This is a genomic window from Aquimarina aquimarini (genome assembly GCF_900299535.1).
Lineage (GTDB): Bacteria > Bacteroidota > Bacteroidia > Flavobacteriales > Flavobacteriaceae > Aquimarina > Aquimarina aquimarini.
This window is the reverse complement of record NZ_OMKE01000014.1, coordinates 81,937-106,089: the sequence shown is the minus strand read 5'-3', so window position 1 is coordinate 106,089 and position 24,153 is coordinate 81,937. Positions and strand designations below refer to the sequence as shown.

The window sequence follows — 24,153 nt, the reverse complement described above, 5'->3', positions numbered from 1 at the left end:
ATAAAAAAGTAATCTCTCCTTAAAACAAATGTCACTTATTATTGCCACCTTTCTGATTCACAGGTTTTTCCTGACATAACTCGACTAAAACGCCATTAGTGCTTTTTGGGTGAATAAAAGCAACTAACTTATTATCTGCACCTGATTTTGGGGTTGTATTGATTAATTGAAATCCTTCTTTTTGCAATCGATCTAATTCTAATTCGATATCATCTACATCAAAAGCGATATGATGAATACCTTCTCCTTTCTTACTAATGAATTTACCTATCGGGCCATCCTCCTGAGTACTCGCCAATAACTCTATCTTACTATCTCCAACCTTAAAAAAAGAAGTGATTACCGACTCACTTTCTACAGCTTCTTGTTTATAAGGAGGAACCCCTAAAAGTTTCTCATATAGTGCATTTGCCTGATCAATGTCTTTTACAGCAATCCCTAAATGTTCTATTTTATTGATATGATTCATAATATACTTTTATCACTTTGTAACAAAAATACATATAAATTGTACTTTTGCACCATGGAAACAAACAGACAGAAAAAAATTGCAGGAGTATTACAACGTGATGTAGCAGATGTAATACAACTTGCATTACGTGAAGCAGGAATACAAGGGATACTGGTTTCTGTGACCAAAGTAAGTGTAACTACAGACCTCTCTATTGCCAAAGTATATATGAGTGTTTTTCCGCATATAGAAGGTGAGAACGTATTGAAAGAAGTAAATGAAGTAAAATCACAAATAAAACATCAGGTCGCACAACGTACCAAAAACCAATTGCGTCGTATGCCAGAACTCTACTTTTTTATTGATGATTCTCTAGAGTATATCTCTAATATAGAAGAAGCTGTAAAAGGAAAAGAAAATCCTATTGCAAATCCTGACCTTCTAGAAAAAAGAAAAAAGAAATAAGCTTTTTGATTCTGTTTTGTTGATATAAATTTATCCTGACAGAAGAAAAGTATTTTCGTTTCTGATACCTTTATTACAAAATTAGAGTTCTATATATCAAATGACCCTTACACAACAGTGAATTTTTCGTACTACATCGCTAGGCGGTATTTATTTTCTCCAGGAAGCAGTAATGCTATTAACATCATTACAATTATTGCAGCTTTGGGTGTTGTAATTGGGGCTATGGCATTATTTTTAGTACTATCTGGTTTTGCAGGACTCAAGGAGTTTAGTTTGCAGTTCTCTACTTACTTTGACCCCAATCTTAAGATTTTCCCTTCAGAAGGGAAAACATTTACATTTACAGAGGATCAAAAAGCAAAACTTGCCAAATTAGATGGAGTTGTTCATTTTTCTGAGATTGTAGAAGAACGTGTTTTTCTAGATTTTAGGAACAAACAAAAAACTGCTTATATCAAGGGTGTTGATGCGAATTACCATAATGTCATACAAACCGATAGTATTATAGTGTATGGTGATTGGTTAAATAGTAATGATTTTCAAGTAGTGGCTGGCAACGGAATCTGTAGAGAGCTCAGTATGGGAGTAGAGCAGACATATACCAACCTATTGAGTATCTATGTGCCAAAACCTGGAAAAGGAATCCCTAATGACCCATCAAAGGCATTCAGAACTGAAAAAGCGGTTAATATTGGGATTTATAGTGTAAATGAAGAGCTTGACAAAAAATATATATTTGCTACCATAGGACTGGCACGTAAATTACTAAACTTACCTCTTGATAAAGTAACACATATAGAGCTTAAATTATCTCCTCAAGCTAATGAAGAAGAATTGATTAAGAACCTACAGTCTCTCTTTGATCATACCGTAATTATCAAAAATAGAGCACAACTCAATGACACTCTATACAAAATGCTAAACACTGAAAATCTAGTGTCTTATTTGATAATTACATTAATTGCTATTATCGCTCTTTTTAATGTTGCTGGGGCAATTATTATGATGATTATCGACAAAAAAAGTAACGTAAAAACGCTTTATAATGTAGGTTCTTCTTTGCCTGATATTAGGAAGATTTTTCTTTTTCAAGGGTCATTGATGACTGTTTTGGGTGCTCTATTAGGTTTGTTTTTTGGATTTGTAGTAATCGTTATGCAACAACAATTTGGATTATTGATGATCACTCCGTCACTTACATATCCTACAAAAATTACAGCAATGAGTTTTGTTGTCGTTTTCTTTACTATTACTATTATTGGTTTTGTAGCTTCTCTACTCGCTTCGAGTAGAATTAACCAGAAGCTAGTTCAATAATAGTTTTGTAAGTATTAAGCCGATTATTTTAATTCTTATAACCTTTCTTTCTATACCAAAAAAGTCCTGCTGATAGAATAATCAATCCTACTATTCCCAAAATCCAGTACAATCTAGTATTGTCTGTAAACGCAATAGGTGCTGTATCTCCTACCAAATAAAATCCTGCCCAATAAAAAGGGGCAGTTCTATTGATATTGGCAGTTGCCAGATATTCCAATTTGGCTTGTTGTAATGCCTTGCCTTTACTCATCCCCGATTTGAGGTTTTTATAGAAATACTGCATCAACTCTGGAGTCGTTTGATCAGAAACCTCCCAACCAGTAAGTAGTAAGCTCTTGGTACCTGCATATTGAAAAGCTGTCCCTAAACTCATAATCCCTTCTCCTGTGGCAATCTTACCAGTTCCTGTATTACAAGCACTAAGTACCGTAAGCTCTGCAGGAATATCCATAGCAAATAGCTCATGGCTATATAAATAGTTGTCTTCTATTGTATCTTTGTCTTTTGTAAAATAAAGCCTAGAATTCTCAGGGTGTTCATTATCTACCTCCCCATGCAATGCTAGATGAAGGATGTTGTACTGCCCTGCATTTTTCTTAAAGTTAGCTTCTATCGCTTGTGATCCATAATAGTATTGCCCATCAATAATCTCAGATATAGCCCTGATCTCTCTACGAGTTCCTGGCAAGTCATCTCCTGTAGCTCTCAAAGTAGCCAAACTCACAGCACGAGTATCTGTAGTTTGAGTACTATCTGAAAACGAAAAAGCCAAGCATTCTTGTAATGTTTTTTGTTTATTTCTTGTTGAAGAGTCAAACAACAAGTTGGCTGCATTGGCATAGGTGATTGCATAGTCTCTAAGCAAGTATGACAAAAGGGCTGGATTGTTATTGTTCTCATCTTTTTGAGTTAATAGTAGTTCAAAATTAAGATGCCATAAGACACCATCTGGTATGATAATCAATTGATCTCCTACTAGCTTATCTGCGATAGGTGCTATTAATTGAGTATATAAAGCATTGGATTTTTGTTTAAAAGCAGTGGTGTTTCTAGAAGTAATAGCTGCCCCCAAAGTCTGTATCTTCTCAGTGAGCTGGGGAGTAGCTAATTGTTGTACTGCTATAGCTGTTTTTGAAATTGTAAAAGCATAGGTAACACGATCAGTTGTAAAAAACTCTAGTAGTGTCGTATGATTATCTAGCTGTTTTTGAATTGTGGATAGATTGGTAGTTTCGTTTTTATATTTAAGCTGATAGTATTTGGGGTACTTTGTTTCTAATACTTGAATTAGGGAATCCTGTTTTTTGCTTACATCAAATAGTTTACCCTCAAAATAAGTAAGCTTTGTTGTATCTAATTCTTTCTTCGACTGTTGTTCTACTATTTTAGATTGATAGAAAGAATAATTAATTCTTATCTCTTTTTCTAAAGAAATAAGGTCTTCTGGCAGTCCTGTAAAGCTTTTGGCATTGGCATCATTGAGCAATTCTTTAAGGGTATTGGCTTTGCTTTTTTCTGCATAATAAAATGCCTGTTCTATCGATGATTGATCATTTTGTAGTAGCTGTACTTCTATTGCTCCCTTATAAACTGCTTTGGCTGTTTTTGCAAAATCTACTTTATCTTGATAGTTCGTAAAAGATTGACGTAGTGTATTAATCAATGAATCCGATTTTTGATAGCCTTTGATTGCTTTCTTTAGATATCTTTTATCTTTATGTTGTTTGAATAACTCCATATATGATTTGGATTGACCTCTTATAGAAGTGAGTAGAATCTTTGGGTTCAAAGATGTATCAGTTTGATTCTTGCTTTTATTTTGGCCAAAACTATGTATATTAACTCTAGAGTTCTCTTTGATAGCTTTATGATAGTGTACCAAAGCTTTATCATATTCTTTTTTCTCTACATAAATAGACGCAATACAATTATAGGCACGAATAATACTCTTATTATTGATACTCTTATAAATATCCAATGCTTTTTGAGAATACTCTATAGTCCTATCAAACTCCTTTTTCTGTTTATATAAATCACTAATTGCCAAATAAGTATCTGCAATAAATTTATGATTTTCTCCAAAAATTTTAAATCTGATATTTATTGTTTTGTTATAATAAAACAAAGCTTTCTCCCATTTTTGTTGATCTCTATAGATATCTCCAACTTTAGCATAAGCTGTTGCTACATCCGGATGCTTTTCTCCAAAAGTAGAAATAAGTGTTTGCAAAACTTTATTAGCTAATGTCAATGCTTTTTTATACTCCTTTTTAGCCAAATATATTAACGCTAGATTGGTATAGGCAACTGCTATTTGAGGGTTATAACCTTTCTTTTTTTTGTCTTGGAGTTCAATCCCTTTTTTGTAACAAGAAAGAGCTTTATTATACATCCCCTTATTAAGATAACCTCTTCCTACATTAAAATAATTTAACACCTTTTTTGGATGATTATCCCCCAATGTTTTAGATCTAATTTCTATCGCTTTTTGGTTATACTCAATAGCTTTATCAAAATCTCTTTTCTCAAAAAACACATTGGCCATGTTAGTATAAATCACGGCAATATTGGAATGGTTTTCTCCTGCTATCTTTTTTTGTATCTCTAGGGCTTTTATATAATTAAATATTACTTTATCATATTTTTCTAACTTCTCAAAAAGAATTCCAATATTATTATAATACATTACATTTTTAGGATGATTATCTCCCAATTGTTTAATTTGCAATTGCAATGCATTTTGCATATAAATGATAGCCTTATTATACTTCCCTAAAAAAAAATATACTCCAGCCATATTACTATATATATTTGGGAGATGAATATTATCTTTAAAATTTGGGTCAATTGCTTTATTATAAAACTTTAAAGCTTCATTAAATTTATTTTTCATAGTCATCACTCTTCCTATACTATTATATGATTTTGAGATATCTGAGTGATTACTTGGTAGTATTTTTTTGCGAATAGATACCGATTTCTTAAAATGAAATAAGGCTTGGTCTATTTTCCTTTTTTTAAAATAATATTCTCCTATATTATCTAAGGCAGCTGCTTCTTGTCTAGAGTCAGCTAAAGAATAAGTGGTAACTATTTCTAACGCTTTTTTAGCATTGGAGAGAGACTCCTGATAGCTTCCTAAGTATCTTTGATTTTCTGATATTTTATTATAACTATTTGCCAGTTGTTTCCATGCCTTTGCTTTATTATAAATAGGGATCGCTTTTGTAAAATAACCGATAGAAGGATCATACTCACCTTCTGTCAACAAAGAATCTGCTTTTTTATAATACTGTGAGGCTACTACAGTATCATTTGCTATTTGAGCATATGTTGTAAATGGTAGTGTGATAAAAAAGATGATCCAAAAAGAAGAATATAAAAAAGCTAATGGTGATTTCATAAGAGGTAGAAATATTGTTCCTTAAATAGTTTATAGCAAAGAACGCAAAAATGTTACCTTATACGTTGATCTCATTAAAAATTTAGTTCGATATGAGTGGTTCGTATATTTTTGAGTGATTACAACCATTACTATATCTTATTTTTATTGTTTACTCCAAAACAAGACAGGGTTCAGCACACACAAGATCAAATATTTGCTAAGAGAGTAAAGACAACTAATTATATAGTTAGATTTTATCTATTTTTAGGTTTATCAAAATCATGAGATAAACTCAAAATCAGAAAATGTAGCCGCTACCTCATCAAATGCAGCAAATACATCTTTGGCATCATCACTGGTTACCATTTTGGTTCTGTATTCTTTGAAATGTGGTATTCCTTTGAAATAGTTTGTATAATGTCTTCGGGTTTCAAAAACACCTAGTTTTTCACCTTTCCAATCGATTGCCATTTGTAAATGCCTGCGAGCGGCAATAACACGCTCTTCTATGGTTGGGGGAGCTAGTTTTTTTCCTGTTTCAAAATAATGTTTTACTTCTTTAAAAAACCAAGGGTATCCTATACTGGCACGACCAATCATGGCTCCATCAAGCCCATAAGCATCTCGCATCTCCATAGCTCGCTCTGGGGTATCAACATCTCCGTTACCAAATACAGGTATATGCATTCGTGGGTTATTTTTTACCTCGGCAATAGGTCTCCAATCAGCATTACCTTTGTACATCTGTGATCTGGTACGCCCATGAATGGATATTGCTTTGGCTCCTACATCTTGTAATCGTTCTGCTACTTCTACGATTCTGATGGAGTCATGATCCCAACCTAATCGTGTTTTTACAGTAACTGGCAATTTGGTATGTTCTACCATGGCTTTTGTAAGCGAAACCATGAGATCTATATCTTTGAGAATTCCTGCTCCTGCTCCTTTGCTAACTACCTTTTTTACTGGACACCCAAAATTGATATCTATAATATCTGGTCCCGATGCTTCTACAATCTCAACCGATTTTAGCATTGAATCCAGGTTGGCTCCAAAAATTTGAATTCCTACTGGGCGTTCTTTTTCATAAATATCAAGTTTCATCACACTTTTGGCAGCGTCACGAATCAATCCTTCACTAGAGATAAACTCTGTATATACTACATCTGCTCCTTGTTCTTTGCACAATGCTCGAAAAGGGGGATCACTTACATCCTCCATCGGTGCTAATAACAATGGGAACTCTCCTACATCTATGTTTCCTATTTTGGCCACAGCAATTATTTTTTTGGCAAAAATACAAATTCTTTCAGACCTTACCCGTTTGTATTATTCCTATGGCATCTAAAAATACAGGAAGGGATAGTATAAACCTTCTAAAATCGATTATATTTGCAAGCTATTATTATAGTGAGAATTGCGTGAGGGATAGGAGCAAGCTACCATGTAGCGCGGATAGCCCGACCACTCGCCACAAGCGAGGGGTCACGCCCTAAAGATGAATTTACGAGAGATGAAACATATAAGAAATTTTTGCATTATTGCTCATATTGATCATGGTAAGAGTACCTTGGCGGATCGATTATTGGATTTTACTGGTTCTGTAACTGCCCGCGAAGCACAGGCACAATTACTAGACAGCATGGATCTAGAACGTGAACGTGGAATTACCATCAAGAGTCATGCTATCCAAATGGAATATACATATAAGGGTGAGGATTATATCCTGAATCTTATTGATACTCCTGGTCATGTGGATTTCTCTTATGAGGTTTCTCGTTCTATTGCAGCATGTGAAGGCGCATTACTTATTGTAGATGCTGCACAGAGTATACAAGCGCAAACGATTTCTAATCTTTATCTGGCTCTAGAGAATGATCTAGAAATTATTCCTGTTCTTAATAAGGTTGATTTGCCTAGTGCCAATCCTGAAGAGGTTACTGATGACATTGTAGATTTACTAGGCTGTGATGCTGAGGATGTGATTCCTGCCAGTGCCAAAACAGGAATCGGAATAGAAGAAATTCTTACTGCTATTATAGAACGTATCCCTGCTCCTGAAGGAAATCCTGAGGAGCCATTACAGGCCTTGATTTTTGATTCTGTATACAATCCTTTTAGAGGGGTTGAAACTTATTTTAGAATTGTAAATGGGGAAATCAGAAAAGGACAGCAAATTAAATTTGTTGCTACTGGAAAAGATTATTCTGCCGACGAGGTAGGAACACTAAAACTTAATCAAGTACCAAAACAAATAATTAAAACAGGAGATGTTGGTTATTTGATTACTGGTATCAAGGATGCTCGTGAGGTAAAAGTGGGAGATACCATTACTGATGCTAAAACACCTACTCAAAATGCAATTGCAGGTTTTGAAGATGTAAAACCTATGGTATTTGCAGGTATTTATCCTGTAGATACAGAGGATTATGAGGAGCTACGTAATTCTATGGAGAAATTACAGCTTAATGATGCTTCTTTAGTATTTGTACCAGAGAGTTCGGCTGCACTTGGTTTTGGTTTCAGATGTGGATTCTTGGGAATGCTGCATATGGAAATCATTCAAGAGCGATTGGAACGTGAATTTAATATGACTGTTATTACAACAGTACCAAACGTTTCTTATCATGCTTTTACTAATAAAGAGCCTGATGATATCATTATTGTAAATAACCCATCGGATTTACCTGATCCTTCTTCTATGAATCGGGTAGAGGAACCTTATATAAAAGCTTCTATTATTACCAAATCTGATTTTGTAGGGTCTGTAATGTCATTATGTATCGAGAAACGTGGTGAGATTACAAATCAAACATATTTGACTACAGAGCGTGTAGAACTTACTTTTGATATGCCACTGGCAGAGATCGTTTTTGATTTTTATGATCGTTTAAAAACGGTGTCAAAAGGATATGCTTCTTTTGATTATGCTCCTATTGGTTTGCGTAGCTCTAAACTGGTAAAAGTAGATATACTTCTTAATGGAAATATCGTTGATGCATTGTCTGCATTATTGCACAAGGATAATGCGTATGATATTGGTAAGAAAATTTGTGAAAAACTAAAAGAACTAATCCCTCGTCAACAATTTGATATTCCTATTCAGGCGGCTATTGGAGCTAAGTTTATTGCCCGTGAAACGGTAAAAGCACTTCGTAAAGATGTTACTGCCAAATGTTATGGTGGTGATATTTCTCGTAAGCGTAAGCTACTCGAAAAACAAAAGAAAGGTAAGAAACGTATGCGTCAAGTTGGTAATGTAGAAATCCCACAGGAAGCATTTATGGCAGTACTTAAACTGAATGATTAGTACTACTCATACTCTGATAATTACCTAAGTATATACTTACTGTATAAAAAAACAGAGAAACATGTTTGATGTTGTATTAAAAAGTAAACCGAATGAGGATATCTGCTTTTTGATCAAGGCAGAAAACCACTCATTTAATTATATATGCGAATGTGGAGAGGCAAGTGATCTCACGGTAAAAGAATGTCAAAATACGAATGCACTATTTATTAGTCATACGCATATTGATCACTTTATTAATTTTGATACTATCTTACGACATCAAATCGGGATACAAAGAAGAGTGGTTATCTGTGGGCCAAAAGGTATAACTGATCAAATTCAGAAAAGAATACAGAGCTACTGCTGGAATTTAATTGATAAAGATGCAATAGTGTATGAGATTCGTGAGATACTTTCTGAGAACTCAATAAAAAGAACTGAACTTAATCCTCCTTTATGGAATCAGGTTGCATTGGAGACCATAGACCAAAATACAGTCTATGAGAATGAATTATTTGAGGTCACGTGTACCATACTAAATCATAAAACTGATTCTATTGCTTACTTATTTCAAGAAAGAAATACTACCAAAATCAATTTACAAAATACCGATTTTACTGGGGGAGTATGGGTTCGAGAACTAAAGTATGCTTATGAGAATAGTGAACTTGATCGACTTATCACTATTGATCATAAAACATATAAAGCTACAGAGCTATTCTATTTGATGAGTATAAAGCCTGGTCAAAAGCTTGGTTTTGTAATGGATCACGCCGCTTCTGAAACAAATCATGAGAAAATAATAACGATATTCAAAAATGCTGATCGGGTCTATATCGAAAGTTTTTATAAATCTCAGGATCAGGAGTTGGCCATCAAAAACCACCATAGCTATTCTAGCGAGTCAGGGCGATTAATGAAATTATGTAATGTTACAGAAGCTATTCCTGTTCATTTTTCGAGAAAATACTCTGATGAAGAAATTCAAGAATTGATTACCGAATTCGCAACTGCATACCAGTAGATAATACTCAAGAATTGATTGCTTTTTTGGCTTTGATCATTTTATGCAACATATATTCTACTCCATTATCATTATTACTTTTTGTTGAATAATTAGCGGCTTCTTTTATATTGGGGTGTGCATTCTGCATGGCAAAACTATAGGTAGCTCTACCCATCATCTCAAAATCATTATTATAATCTCCAAAAACCATAGTTTCTTCTGGTAGCACATTATTCACTTCTTGTAATTGCTGTAATGCATATCCTTTGTTTGCGAGATTATGAGATAGGTCTAGCCAGATTTCTCCTGATACTTTTACCTTTAATCTATCTTCGAGGTGCTTTAATGCAGGATATAAATATTTTTCTGCTCCTTTCTGATTACAGATTGCAATTTTAAGATACCTATCATTTGTAACTGTTGCTAGATCTTCTACAATCTCATAGCGATCATAAAATTCACTAAACATGTCTACAAAATCTTGCCCATAATCTTGGATATACCCTTGTTTTCTTCCACATAGAATAACTTGTGATCCTTGTAAGTTTTTGGTAACATCAAGTAATTCTAAATATGTTTTGCGATCAATCTCTGTGGTCTGGAGTTCTCTATCTTGTCGCATGGTTAATGCTCCATTTTCTGCAATAACATAGATATCGTTTTTTATAGGTTTTAACTTATCTATAATACTATAATATTGCCTACCACTTGCTGCAACAAAAATCACTCCCAGTTCATTGAGCTCTTCAAAAAGCTCAAAAAAAAGACGGCTTACTTCTCCCTTGGTATTGAGCAGTGTTCCATCCATATCTGTAGCAATCATTTTGATTTGTGATAAATCCATATTAATCAGTTGTTTTATACCACAAAGGTACATAGTTGAAAAAAACACCTTAGAATAACTACTGTGAAATTTATATTAAATTAGCACAATCTTATCATAAACCAGAATAGGAAAATTAAAAAATGATTCTCTTCTGTTTTATAAAATAGTTTCTCTTATTAATCAAATATAAAATTAAAAGAGTAAGAAGTATCTATCTACCAACTCCATTTATCATTAGATTATGAAATTTTTTCAGAAAGAAATACAATTACAGCCATTCCCAAGAGGGTTTCATTTGATTACTACAGATATTATAAACTACATACCCGAAATTCACACTATAGCTATTGGTCAATTGCAAGTGTTTATAAAACATACTTCTGCTAGTTTGACTATAAATGAAAATGCGGATAGCACAGTACGAGAGGATTTTGAAAGTCATATGAATGTTATGGTGCCAGAAAATGCCTCATACTATATTCATACCTATGAAGGTCCTGATGATATGCCTGCACATATCAAAGCTTCTTTGATGGGGGCATCTGTGGTAGTGCCAATAACCAACGGGGCTTTAAATCTAGGTACTTGGCAAGGTATTTATCTTTGTGAGCACCGAGATTATGGGGGGGCAAGAAATTTAGTAATTACTGCTTATGGTCAAGTTATTGAATAATAACTTGACCATAATGTATAAAAAGACACCTCCTGAAATTAATTTCAGGAGGTGTCTTTTTATACTATCAGATTACAAGAATCTAAAACCAGTTTGCCCAAGGAATTCTAGATAACATAAGAATCCATGCAAGGGTATAGAAAATGGCTAATGTTTTAAATTTTGGTGTAGAAGTTAGCTTCTTTTTATGTTTTGAATATCCCATTGTAATAAAAACAATAGTCAAAATCATTACTATTGGATGTTCTACATTATACAATCGCAAGGTAGCATCCTTCATTATTTCTCCCACTTTATGAGTTCCTGAAAACCAAACTACAAAAGGAGATACAAAGAATATTATCATTCCTATCAAAAGCTGTATATGCGTAACAATAAGTGCGAATAGAGAAATTCTAAAATCTTTTGGTGCATATTGCCTTTTTGTAAAAAAACCGGCTAATGCATTTATAGTGGCCAAAGTAACGATAAGAACAACAAGATAAGCCCAGTAAGAGTGGACTATTTGGATAACTTCGTACATAATGATGTGTTTATTTGCAAATGTACAGATTATGCATATAAAAGCCTCATATACTAGCCATACAGGGGCTTATTTAGATTTATTCTAGATGACAAATCTAATTTACTAATACCTATCATTTTAAATTTTATAGAATACTATTGTCTTTTATTTTAACAAATACTTGTATAAGGCTCTTCTTTGTTTTATGTAGGAAGCAGAGAAAGATGCATTAAAAGAAAACCCCCTCATTCGATTGTCGAATGAGGGGGTTAAAATTATATTTTTATATAATTTAGAATTTGTAGCTTACACTTGCATTCCATGTTCTACCAACTCCTAAATAGTAACCAAATGAACTTAATTGGTTAATATATGGTGAATTAAACACGTTTTTTACGTTTCCTCTAAAAACTAGTTTATTTTCTCCAAAATTAAGCTTATAAGTAAGACCAGCATCTACAAGATCATATGATGGTAATCTTTTTGCCTGATACGTCTCTCCAGCAATAGAAGCTTGAGCAACATCTTCTGGATCAACAAAACCATACAAATCAGTATAGACATTATAATCAGCATCAAATGATAGGTTATCAATAATATCAACGTATACTCCTGCTCCAAAAGAAGTTTGCGGTGCGCTACCAACTTTTGTATCTGTTAATTCAATAACACCGTTATCAATAATAGTAGTTGTTTGATCATTTGTCAGAGTAAATGGTGTTTCAGCATCAAATTTCCAATTACCAAGAGAACCATATCCTCTTAATCTCCATCTTCCACCATCAGGTCTATACTCAAAATCAAACTCCAGTCCTTTATGAATTTGTGAAACTCCTGTTAATCGATATGTTGTATTATCTCCATTTCCTAATTCAGGTCCATTAAATGTTAAGAAACGATTTGCCCATTCGGTATGGTAAACATCAAGATTAAACCTAAAGTTGTTATTTTTAAAACGATACCCTGCTTCAAAACTAGTAATCTCTTCATTATCTATTTCTGGTTTAACAATATCATTAGAATTTCTTATGTCAGCAAATACATTATCTAAGAAAGGTTGACGTGAGAAATATCCTGCATTAGCAAAAACCGAATGATTCTCATTAAGATTATACGATGCTCCTCCTTTTACATTATACCCAACTTTATTTAGTTTTTCAGATTTACCTAAACCATTACCTGTTCCTACAAAACGACCATCTCTTTGATATGACTGTGTTGATACTGCTCCCTGAAAAAATACAGCGAACCTATCTGTTGAGTACTCTGCCTGACCAAATCCTCCTAAATAGTTGATGTTTTCTGAATAATCAAACTGTGTACGATTCGCCTCATCTGCAAAATCAAATAATGCTGACCACGGATCTGCGTCATATTCTTGTGTAAATACATAATCATCTGGTCTGTCTGTTCTTCTATTATCAACATATCCTGTAAGGCCTAACAAATCATTTATTTGGTAAAAGTGATCTCCTTTATATAACCTTCCATCAAAACCAACATTGAATGCCCAATTTTCAGTTGCTTTTATATTTAAATTTGAAAGTAATCCATACCAGTTATGGTTATTTACAGAAGCTCTTCTTGCATAAGAGTCTCCAAAATTTCCAAAACCATTACTATCAGCTGTAGTAATATTATTAGCTCTTATTTGCTCAAAATCTATATTATCATTGTTATTATCATTAACTCTGACTCTACCTCTACCAAGACCACCTGTTCCACCACCACGTCCCCATGATGCATATAAAACTGTAGATAGATCTAGTTTTTCGTTGATATCAAAATCCCAGTTCAAGTTTGCTACTGGCTTATGGTAGTAATTTCTTCGTTCTGTAAAGCGCTCTCCATCTAAGAAACCAGAGTTTCTATTGTGCTTTGCAGTAAATTCTTCATATACTTCTAAATCTTGAGAATAATTTTGATCATGCCATTGTGGAGCCCCTGTAACTAAAAGGTTAAATGTATGTTGTTCATTTGGTTTATACCCAACCGAAAACAAATAACTTTGTCCTTGTCCTGCCGTTCCTTCTGCGTATTTTCTATGTGCTTGCCAATGGTCTAATAAAACCGAAAAAGCCCATCCGCTATCACTCAATCCTGTGTTATAACTAACTGTACCCTTGGCATAGCTATCATTACCACCTAATAGTCTTGCAAAACCTCCTTCTTTTTGATCTGTAGTTTTAGAAACAATGTTTATTGTTCCACCTACAGAAGAAATTGCTAGCTTAGAAGACCCTAAACCACGTTGTACCTGAACTGCATTGGCTACATCAGACATTCCAGCCCAATTAGACCAATATACTCTTCCGTCTTCTGGACTATTGATTGGTTGTCCATTTAATAATATTGCTGTATTTGTATTATCAAACCCTCTTAGAAAAACTTGGCTATCACCAAATCCTCCTGCTTGGTTCGATACATATACAGACGGAGTATTTTTCATTGTTTCTGTAAACTCTACATTACCCGCTGCTTTTAGCTGAATGTCTTCTCCTCTAATCGTTGATACTGCGATTGGTGTTTTTCTGTCTTCTGCCAAATCAACAACTCCTGTACCAACTAGTACAATTTCTTCTAGTGAGTTATCAGGGTTTAAACTAATCGTTCCTAAATCCTGATTTCCATTGGTCACATCATACTCAATGCTTTTTGCCCCAAATCCTAAATAAGAAATGTTAATGGTTCCTGTAGTGTTACTTACTTTTAGAGAAAACATCCCATCAAAATCTGATGATGTTCCATTAGAAGTTCTCAGTTCAATAACGTTTGCCCCTGGTAATGGTGCATTTGATTCTGCATCCAGTACAGTTCCTGTGACTACTCCTTGTGCGGTCGCCTCCCCAACGACTGCCATAAGGATTACAACAAATAAAAATGTAATCTGTTTCATGAATGTGTTTTTAACTGTTTTTTTTAATAATCTCATAGAACTTGCAACGAATAAAAACGATTTGAATTTAATATTTCAAAAAGTGCTTACATCGTATCAAGTTTCACAATAATTGATAGTGTTAATATTTTTCGCAAAAGAACGAATCTTTATGCACGCATAGTTTATTTAAATGTTAAATTTTGTGCACAATTTTATTGATAGATTTAAGGTAGAATTATTTCGTATCATATTAACAACGAATTACTTAAAAATATTCACAACTTATCAACCAAAAAAATGTTAATTAAACATCCATAATCTTTGCAACATAAGTCTCAAAAAAAAGTGATGTATAAGGGAAATCGGGTGTTAAATTTATAAAAATTACCCCCATTTAGAGTTACACTTTTTCAACTTCAGTGTTAGCAATGTTTTGTTTTCTTTAAAAAAAAGAAAACATTATTTCATCCGATTCACTTTCAATCAAATAAAATTTACAATTGGAGTTTTCTACTATTGATAAAAAAATCAATAAAAGATTAATGCTAACAAAACATTAGCGCCATTCTTTCGTTATACCTGCCAATTAACCACAAATATTTACAAATCAAAGTTTTACAAACTCACTAAAAATGAAAAATTCACACAAACCATTAAAAAAAAGCCTTCTTTTCTTGATACCTCTCTTTGCTGTATCATGTTCAGATGATATCGAATTAAATTCTGAAAATTTTAGAAAAGATAATGAAGAAGAATTCAGTATTAATTTTCAACAAAAATCCACCATTGATGTTGGTAATCAAGCAGCTGCAGAAATTACAGCTTTTGATCCTGAAACAAATAAGCTTTTTATCGTTAATAACGATATCGTACTAGGAATACGGGAAATATCTGTCTATAATATCAGTGATATCAATACCCCTATTGAGGAACCCTCTATAGACCTAAGCGCATTGGGGGGAGCCAATAGTGTTTCTGTAAAAAAAGGGAAATTAGCAATCGCTGTAGAAGCTCCTATAAAACAAAATCCAGGAACAGTATTGGTATATGATACAAAAACTCAATTACTGGAAAACACATTTACTGTAGGGGCATTACCTGACATGATCACTTTTACTCCTGATGGCAAAAAAATTGTTGTGGCCAATGAGGGGGAGCCTAATGATGATTTCTCCTTTGATCCCGAAGGGTCTATCAGTGTTATTGATTTGAAGAAAAACAATGTCGTTACTTTAGATTTTCATGCTTTTAATCTTCAAGAAACTGCTCTAGAAGCAAAAGGGTTTAGAGTATTTAGTCCTAATGCAAACCTATCAAGAGATGTAGAGCCAGAATATGTGGCTGTTTCTAAAAATTCTAAAACTGCTTGGGTTGCGCTACAAGAAAATAACGGACTGGCAGAAGTTGACCTAGAAAATAAGCGAATTGTTGCTATCTATCCATTAGGGTTTAAAGATTATTCTTTACCTGGAAATGAAATAGATGCTAGTGATAAAGACAATCAAAAAAGATTAAAACACTGGTCTGTTCCTGTATACGGGATGTATCAACCCGATGGAATCAAATATATGAATATCAACGGAAAAGGGTATATTTTTTCTGCTAATGAAGGTGATTCTAGAGATTATACTGGGTTTAGTGAAGAGGCTCGAGTCGCAGACCTTATCTTAAACCCTTCAATTTTTCCTGCCCAAGGAGATTATCAAAATAATGCAAATCTAGGAAGACTAAAAATCACTAATGCTTTAAAAAGCCCTAAAAACAAAGAAAATAATGCCTTGTATTCATTTGGTGCACGTTCTTTTTCTGTGTGGTCAACAAAAGGTGCTTTACTTTATGATAGTGGTAATGACATTGGTTTAAAAACATTAGAGTTAACTCCTAACGTTTTTAATGGGAATGATAAAAGAAGTGATGATAAAGGTGCTGAACCAGAAACGGTAGATGCCATGAAACTATGTGATGATAAATATGTACTTTTTGTTGGACTTGAACGTGATGACGAGGTACTGGTTTATGATATCAGTAACCCTGTTTCTCCTCAATTTGTACAAATTTTAACGCATCCAGGAGATAGTGCCCCAGAAGGATTACTTGCCATATCCAGAAAAGATAGTCCTACAAAAAAACCATTGCTCGTAGTAAGTAATGAAGGAAGTGGTACCGTAACTATTTATGAAAACAAAACAGCTACATGTGATGATGATTAGGTGTTACCTTATCCCTATCTATTGAGAAAGGTGTATGTTTTATTTTTTTGAAAGGCTTTACAGAGGTTTATCTCGTAAAGCCTTTTTATCATTTTACTTGTTCTATTAATTCAAGTCGCTTTACTATGCTATTAGCCTCTAAAATTGTCCCTGGTGATAAAACAGCATTTGCTCCAATTTTTGAATTATCTCCAACCAAAGAACCAAACTTTTCTGTTTTGGTATCGATAATTATTCCATTGTATGTTACAAAAATTCGTTTTTCTTTTCTTTCATTGTAATGATTGGCTGTAATAGAACCTGCTTCAAAATTAACTTTTTGCCCGATAACACTATCACCGATAAAATTAAAATGAGCAATAGCACTGTTATTGAAAATACAGGATGATTTAATCTCACAACTTGCTCCAATTTTCACATTCTCTGCAAGGTAAATACCATTTCGTAAGTAAGCATTTGCACCGATAAAGCAATTCTTTTCGATAATTGCTGGTGCCTTAATAGTGACATTTTTTTCTATCAAAGCAGTTTTATGAATTGCAATATTGTTTTCTATTTTGTAGTCAGTATTAAGCATAGAAATACGATTGATTATTATGTTTTCTAAATCAGTAATGACATCCCAAGGTTGTTTTGTTTTATCTTGTATAAGAGGAAAGTAAAAGTTTTGTAGGAAATGTTTAATGTTTATCATAACTCATATAATTCAATTGGTAGTTTATCAGGATCATTAAGAAAAGTAAACCTTTTATTTGTAAACTCATCTATTCGTATTGCTTCTGTTATTACATCATTTGATTTTAAAAACTCCACACATGAATCAAGGTCTGTAACTGCAAATGCAATATGCCTTAAACCCGCAGATTCAGGTCTTGTTAATCTTTTTGGAGGATTCGGAAATGAAAATAACTCAATTAAATACTGTCCGTTTAGTGAAAGGTCAAGCTTATATGATTGCCGTTCTACTCTGTAAGTTTCACTTTTAATTTTGAATCCCAAAATTTCGGTGTAAAACTTTTTAGATTTTTCATAATCAGAACAGATAATAGCAATGTGATGCAATTTTTCAATTTTCATTGTATCTATATTAATAGGCTTCATTAAACAAATGGGCAATCCTCATTCCTAAAGTCAGAGATATGCCATAAACTACTTAGGAAAAGAAACTCCATACAGCTTTTATAAACCTCAGAAAAAATATCTGATCCAAATTTGGAATTGCGGATAACATCTAAGTAAACTCAACTTTAATGTCGTTGATTAAATCGTTTGTGCAACGAAAGCAAACAATTTGATCAATAGAGTATACGAAGTGTTATGTTTAGTTTGCTTTTCCAAAGCTAAGGAATTTTCTGCTTCTATACAGTGGGAGAAACATAACACATTGTGTTGCTAGCAATATTATTGTTTATTGCTCATCTCCAGCTGCATGCATCTGTATCCTGATAAAACACAAGATCGCCCATGTAATCATATAAGACTTGTTTAAAAAAAGTACACAAAAAGAATAACCTCTGAATTAACTACCTCACACTATTAATAATAAAGTTACTACCGATAAATTATTCTCTGATTTTATAAAATAAATCACCAAAAGAGGAGGTAAAACTTATATTTTATTATTTGTAATAATTCTAAATAACATTACCTTTGGCAAAAAAAACACCCCAAAATTGTCATCTCAAAAATCAAACAGCAATACATATCTTATTTTTGATATCAAAACATCAGAGGGATTTGAAAGGGTTTATAATAAATATTCTGCTAGTCTTTTTGGTTATTATTTGGCTGGTTTTGTTTCGTTTTTCTTTTTGTTTGCCATTGTAACGGGAGTGATTGTTCATTGGAAAAAAATAATATCCAACTTTTATGTATTTAGACCTTGGGCAAAATTAAAAACGGTTTGGGCAGATGCACATACAACTCTTGGGGTTATTGGGCTACCTTTTCAATTTATGTATGCATTAACAGGAGCTATGTTTTGCCTATACATACTAACAAAACAACCATTAGAAGCTCTTTTTCCTGAAAATCAAACAGAGAAAATTTCTGTAGAAATAGTAGATACCAACAGTAATTATACCTCTAGTAAACACATAAACAAAGCCCCTTTAATAACTCCATTTTTAGATAGTTTACAAACCTCCTGGAAGGGTTTTTCTTCTAATTATCTTGAAGTAAATAATTATGGAAACTATAATAGTACGATTACAGTTTACGGAACACTAAAAGAGAAAAAACAATTTTTTCACAATGCTGAAATTAGCTATGATTTTACAACAAAAAAAATCACTTCGATCACAGACCCCAATGACTTAGGCTATTCAAAAGCTGTTTATGAAGTTGCAGGTAATTTACATCATGCAAAATTTGGGGAACTGGGTACTTGGCCGAATTATCTCTTAAAAATCATCTACTTTATAATGACCATGATAACCTGCTTTGTTATCATCACGGGTGTCTTAATTTGGCTTACGGCTAGGGACAAAAAAAACGTGCCAGAGAAACAAAAAAAATTCAATGCACAGGTAGGTTATATTTATATGGCATTTTGCTTAACTATGTTTCCTGCTACCGCATTAGCTTTTATAGCTTCTAAGCTAATTCCAGAACCTTTCAATCAAGAACGAAAACTAATCTTGTATTGTGTCTTTTTTGGTGGATGGTTTGTATTGTCTATTTTCTTTTGGATGAAAAAAACAATTATTTTACCAACAAATACACCTTATTATCAGGGGGAGTTTTGGGATTAGTCATTCCGTTTATAAACGGTTTTTCATCAGGAAATTGGCTTTGGGTAACTTTTTCAAATAAGAATTACAGCGTTTTTGTATTTGATATACTGTGGTTATTTATAGCAATATCTTCCTTGTTGGTTGTACGTAAGCTTAAACACAAAAGCAAAGTACATCAAAGTCAATAAAAATAGATATCATCCATCTTTATCTTATTGATATTTAGGTATACTTATACCACTTACACGTTGATTTTACCGCAATAAAATTCTCTTTTTCGCCTATGCTTCAGAATAAAAATTAACCGTAGCTATAGCTATGCTAACTTTTTCTTCTTTGCATAAACAAAAAATAGCTGCTTTTCTTTTACAGTAAATTCAAAGTATAACTGGTATTATTTATAAACTTGATTTATACTTCTATAATTCCCATAGTACTGTTTTGAAGTACCAGAATATTTATGCTTGGTATATATAAAAAGCAACCCCCAGGTTAACTACTCCCAGGGGTCTAAATTGAAACATAATTGTATGTATTTAACACAAACTCAACTTATACTAATTATGATAGTTTCAATTTTATCGTTTGTTACTTTGGATTGATATTACGAATATAAGCGCTATTTCATAACTGTTTTAACATTTATTTGATAATAATTAACACTTAATACTACGGTAATACACTCATAAAACTACTGTAATCAACTTTCTAAAAATCAAGCGTTAACATAATTTTATGAAATTTATACTTCCATATTCTCTATCGTTTTTTCAAATCCAAGAACAATGCTTTTTTATTTTTTTTGTATCTCAAAAAGAGAGTACTAGCTCTGGTTTATTTTATTTAGTCTTTAAGCCAGAGTGTTGGTTTAAAAACCCTCGGGAGTGTCTCCCGAGGGTTAAAATTGAAATTAATTATGAAGACTTTACACAAATTCAACTTACATAATTATTACATTTCAATTATTCTTTTGTTAGCACTATATTATATTTCTATGTGCTTTGCTTATTGTACAGTAATATCAAAACTTTGAGTGATATCTGTTTCTCCTCCTGCATTTGTAATATCTCCTCCAGTTACTCCAGTTGCACCTTTATTAGGTTGATGTCTTAACGTTACTGTTAATGTACCTGTTCCTGCTTCTTTTGTTGCTAACGTAAATGTTAACCCTACAGGATTCTCTGTTGTAAAAGATGTGCCATCTGCTTTTTTATAATCAGATTCTTTATCTGTATACGTTGTTGTAATATCTAATGCTGTACTTGTTTGATAAAAGAATTGGTGCTCATCTGCTTCTTCTTCTATCTCTTCATTAATAATTTCTGCTGGACTTACTGATCCATTCAATAATTCTACAGAGCCAGTATAAGTTGTATTGGCATTCAAATTACCTGAAACTGTTACCTGCGGGTCTTTTGGTCCATCTGCTCCATCTTCATCTGTAACCGTAAGAGTCACTGTTTCTCCAGCATTGACTAACGAGACTGTCATCTTTGTTATTAATTCTTCCTCATTTACTGGTACAGGGTTATCATCGTCACTGGAGCAAGATGTGAATAGAATACCTCCAATAAAAAGCGTTGATAAAAATTTACGTGTGTTCATTACTTTTAGTTTAATTTAATATTTAATTTAATATTTAATTGAAAATCTTAATAAAAATGTTCTACCTAAATCATCTGCAAAATATCGTTGACGATTCAAATAGTTCCTATAATTTTTATTTAATATATTGTTTACCGTTACTCCTACTTTTACTATATTTTTTTCTCCAAGAGGAAACTCCATACTAGCATCTGCATTTAATAAATGATATGCTTTAGGAGGAGTGTTGATATCTAATTCAACGGTTTCTTGTTGTTGTGGAGAAAATACTGAAATATTATCAGGGTATTCATTTTGCCTGAAAAAATACTGGCTTTCTAATGATGCATTAAATCCATACCAGTTCTTATTTGTGTAGGTAATACGATTATCAAAATTTGCTGATGGTATATTAATCAGTGGTATATCATTCTTATTTTCATTTCCTTTTACCAAAGAGAAACTATGATCTGTTCTCCAATGTTTGTTCCAATTTGTATACAGCTTTGCATCTAATCCTACTAATGTAACATCAGTTTGTCTGTACTCCCAAACAGGAAATGCACCTCTTATAGAGAGTTGTACATCAACGGGTTCTAATAAAACATAATCATTTATAAAATTGGCGTAAGGCGCAATTTCCCAGCCCCATTTCTCTGTATTCTTTTGTGCTGTTATTGATATTTTATGAGATGTTTCTTGATCTATTCTTAAGTCTCCCAATTCAATTCTGGCTGCAGAATGATGCAATCCATCACTGAACAATTCTGATGGGTTAGGAGCTCGTTGCGCTAATGCGTAATTGAACCTGAACTCATAATCTTCTTTATATATATATTGTATTCCTGCAGTACCAGAAATACTGTGATAGTCAAAAACTGGATTAACAAGCCATTGTGTATTAAAGTCTTCAATGATAAGGTTAGAAAAATCAATAGAATAATTTCTTTCTTCCCATCTTGATTTTAAATAAAACTTTTTGGCATCTATACGATTATAATCATACCTAATACCTCCATCTATTACAATATTGTTTGTTAAGTCATACTCTCCTGTAATAAATACTCCAGCATCGTACTTGTCATAATCAGGAATAAGTCTTCTTACCCCTGTACTAGGGTCTGCAAAATTATTTTGATATCTAAATAGACCACCAATACTCCACAATAACTCTGGATTTGAATCAAATCTAAAGTCTGAGGTGAGTGTATGTGTTTTTAATTCTAGGTCTATACTTGGTTTTTTATTACGTTCTTCAATTCTACGGATATCAAATTCAAATCGCTTATTATACTGAAAATCATATTGCGTACTCCATTTTCCTAATTCCTCAAAACGTTTGAAATATCGTAATCGCCCTAGGTGATGAGTAACTTCTTGTTTTGGAGCATTAATTTTATAGGTAAAATCTCTAACAATTGCAGGTTTTTGACTATTTATTGCATTAATAAGATCATCTACACTACCTATGTGTGAAGCTGCCAATACGCCAATTTCATTCTCAAAAAAGGAATAATATGCATCCCAACCATGAGTAAATTTATTTACTCCAAAAGAGAATGATGCTCCTTTCTGAAATATTCCTGTATTAGAGAGCACATAATCTGGTGCTTCTACATCACCAAAACGTTTTAAGCTTCCTTGTGCTTTAAGAAACCAGCCGCTTTTATATCCTTTTATTAATTCTGATGTAATTGAACCTCCCCAACCATTTGTTGCTCCTGAAGCTACTGTTTTTCCATAAAGAGTGTCTTTTGTTGGTACTTTACTAGGTTGCATAATAATTACTCCACCAATAGCATCACCACCATATCTCAATGCAGAAGCTCCTTTTACCACAGTAATATTTCCTGCTGTATTGATATCAATATTAGGAGCATGCTCATCTCCCCACTCCATATCCTGCATACGCACACCATTATTCATAATAAGTACTCTACTGCCGCTTAATCCTTGAATAATTGGTTTTACTATGGTTGATCCAGTATTTAATGAGGAAACACCTGTAATCCCTCTAAGAGCATCTCCTAGTGAAGCATTACTATATTTATCAATAATTTCTGACCCAATGGTTTCTTCTTGAGCAGAGTTTGTTTTACTAATATCTGCTCCATCTACCTTTACTTCATCAAGTTCATTAAGATGATGTTCTAGATAAAAATCTTTATCAGATACCCTTGCCATCTCTAATGTAACTACCTGAGAGTTGCATTTTTCATGGGATATTGTAAAAGCGTACGCTGTTGTACATAAACCTTTAATGTGATATGTGCCAGTTACATCTGTCACTACTGTGCGGTTGTTAAATGTTATTGTAGCTCCTTCTAGAGGCACCCCATCATGAAAATCTATAACTCTACCAGAGAGTGATTTATCACATTCCTGTGCTGATACGAGGTTTACCAAAAAAAGAAACACTAATAAGCATGTGAGTCCTTTCATCTATAAAATAAATAATGAATAATCTGGTACTAGAGAGTAATACTACCAGTTAAGTTGTCAATAAAAAAAGTCTAAATAAAATTATACTGCGGGTGGGGCTTTATTTAAAAATGAATGGGTAACAGATGAACCAAAATAACGATTTACATAAGTTGTACGAACAATATCTGCGGGAACAGTTATGATCTCAGAAATTTTTACTGAATCTACTGGTATTACCCCATCATTATGATGATCCAACGTAAATTTACAAATTGAGCATTCTACATCATCATCATCATCATGACCAACGACATGTAAATCTGCTAATTGAATGATACCAAAAAGTACCAAAAAAATAGAGGCTAGTATTTGTCTGTTTACCTTCATTACGGCAAA

18 protein-coding genes are annotated in these 24,153 nt (G+C 33.1%); 7 read left to right on the top strand and 11 right to left on the bottom strand.

Annotation, left to right across the window (positions count from 1 at the left end):
* Nucleotides 1-31 precede the first annotated feature (31 nt).
* The gene (gene mce, locus DG508_RS08685) at nucleotides 32-460 is read right to left on the bottom strand and encodes a methylmalonyl-CoA epimerase (protein ID WP_199185102.1); all 429 of its coding nucleotides are present in this window, start codon (nucleotides 458-460) and stop codon (nucleotides 32-34) included.
* Between the two features lie 63 nt (nucleotides 461-523).
* On the opposite strand from mce, the gene rbfA reads away from it, so the two are divergent.
* On the top strand, nucleotides 524-916 hold the full coding sequence (rbfA, locus tag DG508_RS08680; protein WP_108867768.1) for a 30S ribosome-binding factor RbfA: 393 nt from the start codon (nucleotides 524-526) through the stop codon (nucleotides 914-916).
* A 117-nt stretch (nucleotides 917-1,033) separates the two neighbouring features.
* Nucleotides 1,034-2,236, top strand: a complete 1,203-nt coding sequence (locus tag DG508_RS08675) for an ABC transporter permease (RefSeq protein ID WP_108867767.1) — start codon at nucleotides 1,034-1,036, stop codon at nucleotides 2,234-2,236.
* Between the two features lie 28 nt (nucleotides 2,237-2,264).
* On the opposite strand, the gene DG508_RS08670 is transcribed toward DG508_RS08675, so the two are convergent.
* Together DG508_RS08670 and dusB are read right to left on the bottom strand one after the other, a co-directional pair.
* A complete protein-coding gene (locus DG508_RS08670) occupies nucleotides 2,265-5,642 on the bottom strand; it encodes a tetratricopeptide repeat protein (RefSeq protein ID WP_108867766.1) in 3,378 nt (1,125 codons plus the stop codon).
* Between the two features lie 261 nt (nucleotides 5,643-5,903).
* Nucleotides 5,904-6,899: a tRNA dihydrouridine synthase DusB gene (gene dusB, locus DG508_RS08665; RefSeq protein WP_108867765.1), complete on the bottom strand. Its 996-nt coding sequence runs from the start codon at nucleotides 6,897-6,899 to the stop codon at nucleotides 5,904-5,906.
* A 238-nt stretch (nucleotides 6,900-7,137) separates the two neighbouring features.
* Here dusB and lepA point away from each other — a divergent pair, with 238 nt between their 5' ends.
* Together lepA and DG508_RS08655 are read left to right on the top strand one after the other, a co-directional pair.
* Nucleotides 7,138-8,934, top strand: coding sequence for a translation elongation factor 4 (lepA, locus tag DG508_RS08660; RefSeq protein ID WP_108867764.1), 1,797 nt, complete (start codon nucleotides 7,138-7,140; stop codon nucleotides 8,932-8,934).
* Between the two features lie 61 nt (nucleotides 8,935-8,995).
* Complete coding sequence (locus DG508_RS08655; RefSeq protein ID WP_108867763.1) at nucleotides 8,996-9,940, top strand: MBL fold metallo-hydrolase; 945 nt, start codon at nucleotides 8,996-8,998, stop codon at nucleotides 9,938-9,940.
* A gap of 7 nt (nucleotides 9,941-9,947) precedes the next feature.
* Here the strand turns inward: DG508_RS08655 and DG508_RS08650 are convergent, their stop codons facing one another.
* Entirely contained in the window at nucleotides 9,948-10,766 is an 819-nt protein-coding gene (locus tag DG508_RS08650; protein WP_103865765.1) for an HAD family hydrolase, read from the bottom strand.
* A 223-nt stretch (nucleotides 10,767-10,989) separates the two neighbouring features.
* On the opposite strand from DG508_RS08650, the gene DG508_RS08645 reads away from it, so the two are divergent.
* Nucleotides 10,990-11,421: a secondary thiamine-phosphate synthase enzyme YjbQ gene (locus tag DG508_RS08645; RefSeq protein ID WP_108867762.1), complete on the top strand. Its 432-nt coding sequence runs from the start codon at nucleotides 10,990-10,992 to the stop codon at nucleotides 11,419-11,421.
* Between the two features lie 82 nt (nucleotides 11,422-11,503).
* Here DG508_RS08645 and DG508_RS08640 read toward each other — a convergent pair whose 3' ends face one another.
* Complete coding sequence (locus tag DG508_RS08640) at nucleotides 11,504-11,944, bottom strand: hypothetical protein (RefSeq protein ID WP_108867761.1); 441 nt, start codon at nucleotides 11,942-11,944, stop codon at nucleotides 11,504-11,506.
* A gap of 274 nt (nucleotides 11,945-12,218) precedes the next feature.
* A complete protein-coding gene (locus tag DG508_RS08635) occupies nucleotides 12,219-14,822 on the bottom strand; it encodes a TonB-dependent receptor (RefSeq protein WP_108867786.1) in 2,604 nt (867 codons plus the stop codon).
* Between the two features lie 614 nt (nucleotides 14,823-15,436).
* Here DG508_RS08635 and DG508_RS08630 point away from each other — a divergent pair.
* The gene (locus DG508_RS08630; protein ID WP_108867760.1) at nucleotides 15,437-17,014 is read left to right on the top strand and encodes a choice-of-anchor I family protein; all 1,578 of its coding nucleotides are present in this window, start codon (nucleotides 15,437-15,439) and stop codon (nucleotides 17,012-17,014) included.
* A gap of 88 nt (nucleotides 17,015-17,102) precedes the next feature.
* Here DG508_RS08630 and DG508_RS08625 read toward each other — a convergent pair whose 3' ends face one another.
* Both DG508_RS08625 and gloA2 read right to left on the bottom strand, forming a co-directional pair.
* Nucleotides 17,103-17,708: a DapH/DapD/GlmU-related protein gene (locus tag DG508_RS08625; RefSeq protein WP_108867759.1), complete on the bottom strand. Its 606-nt coding sequence runs from the start codon at nucleotides 17,706-17,708 to the stop codon at nucleotides 17,103-17,105.
* Entirely contained in the window at nucleotides 17,705-18,091 is a 387-nt protein-coding gene (gene gloA2 / locus DG508_RS08620) for an SMU1112c/YaeR family gloxylase I-like metalloprotein (protein ID WP_108867785.1), read from the bottom strand. The genes DG508_RS08625 and gloA2 overlap by 4 nt, the downstream gene beginning before the upstream one ends.
* 596 nt (nucleotides 18,092-18,687) lie before the next feature.
* On the opposite strand from gloA2, the gene DG508_RS08615 reads away from it, so the two are divergent.
* The gene (locus DG508_RS08615; RefSeq protein WP_234418202.1) at nucleotides 18,688-19,767 is read left to right on the top strand and encodes a PepSY-associated TM helix domain-containing protein; all 1,080 of its coding nucleotides are present in this window, start codon (nucleotides 18,688-18,690) and stop codon (nucleotides 19,765-19,767) included.
* A gap of 987 nt (nucleotides 19,768-20,754) precedes the next feature.
* Here DG508_RS08615 and DG508_RS08610 read toward each other — a convergent pair.
* The 3 genes from DG508_RS08610 to DG508_RS08600 all read right to left on the bottom strand — a co-directional run bounded on the left by DG508_RS08610 (nucleotide 20,755) and on the right by DG508_RS08600 (nucleotide 24,144).
* Nucleotides 20,755-21,354 (bottom strand): type 1 periplasmic binding fold superfamily protein, encoded by a 600-nt coding sequence (locus DG508_RS08610; RefSeq protein ID WP_108867758.1) that lies wholly within the window; start codon nucleotides 21,352-21,354, stop codon nucleotides 20,755-20,757.
* A gap of 27 nt (nucleotides 21,355-21,381) precedes the next feature.
* A complete protein-coding gene (locus DG508_RS08605) occupies nucleotides 21,382-23,775 on the bottom strand; it encodes a TonB-dependent receptor (RefSeq protein WP_108867757.1) in 2,394 nt (797 codons plus the stop codon).
* Between the two features lie 81 nt (nucleotides 23,776-23,856).
* Nucleotides 23,857-24,144 carry a hypothetical protein gene (locus DG508_RS08600; RefSeq protein ID WP_108867756.1) on the bottom strand — a complete coding sequence of 96 codons (288 nt, stop codon included), beginning with the start codon at nucleotides 24,142-24,144 and terminating at the stop codon, nucleotides 23,857-23,859.
* Nucleotides 24,145-24,153 lie beyond the last annotated feature (9 nt).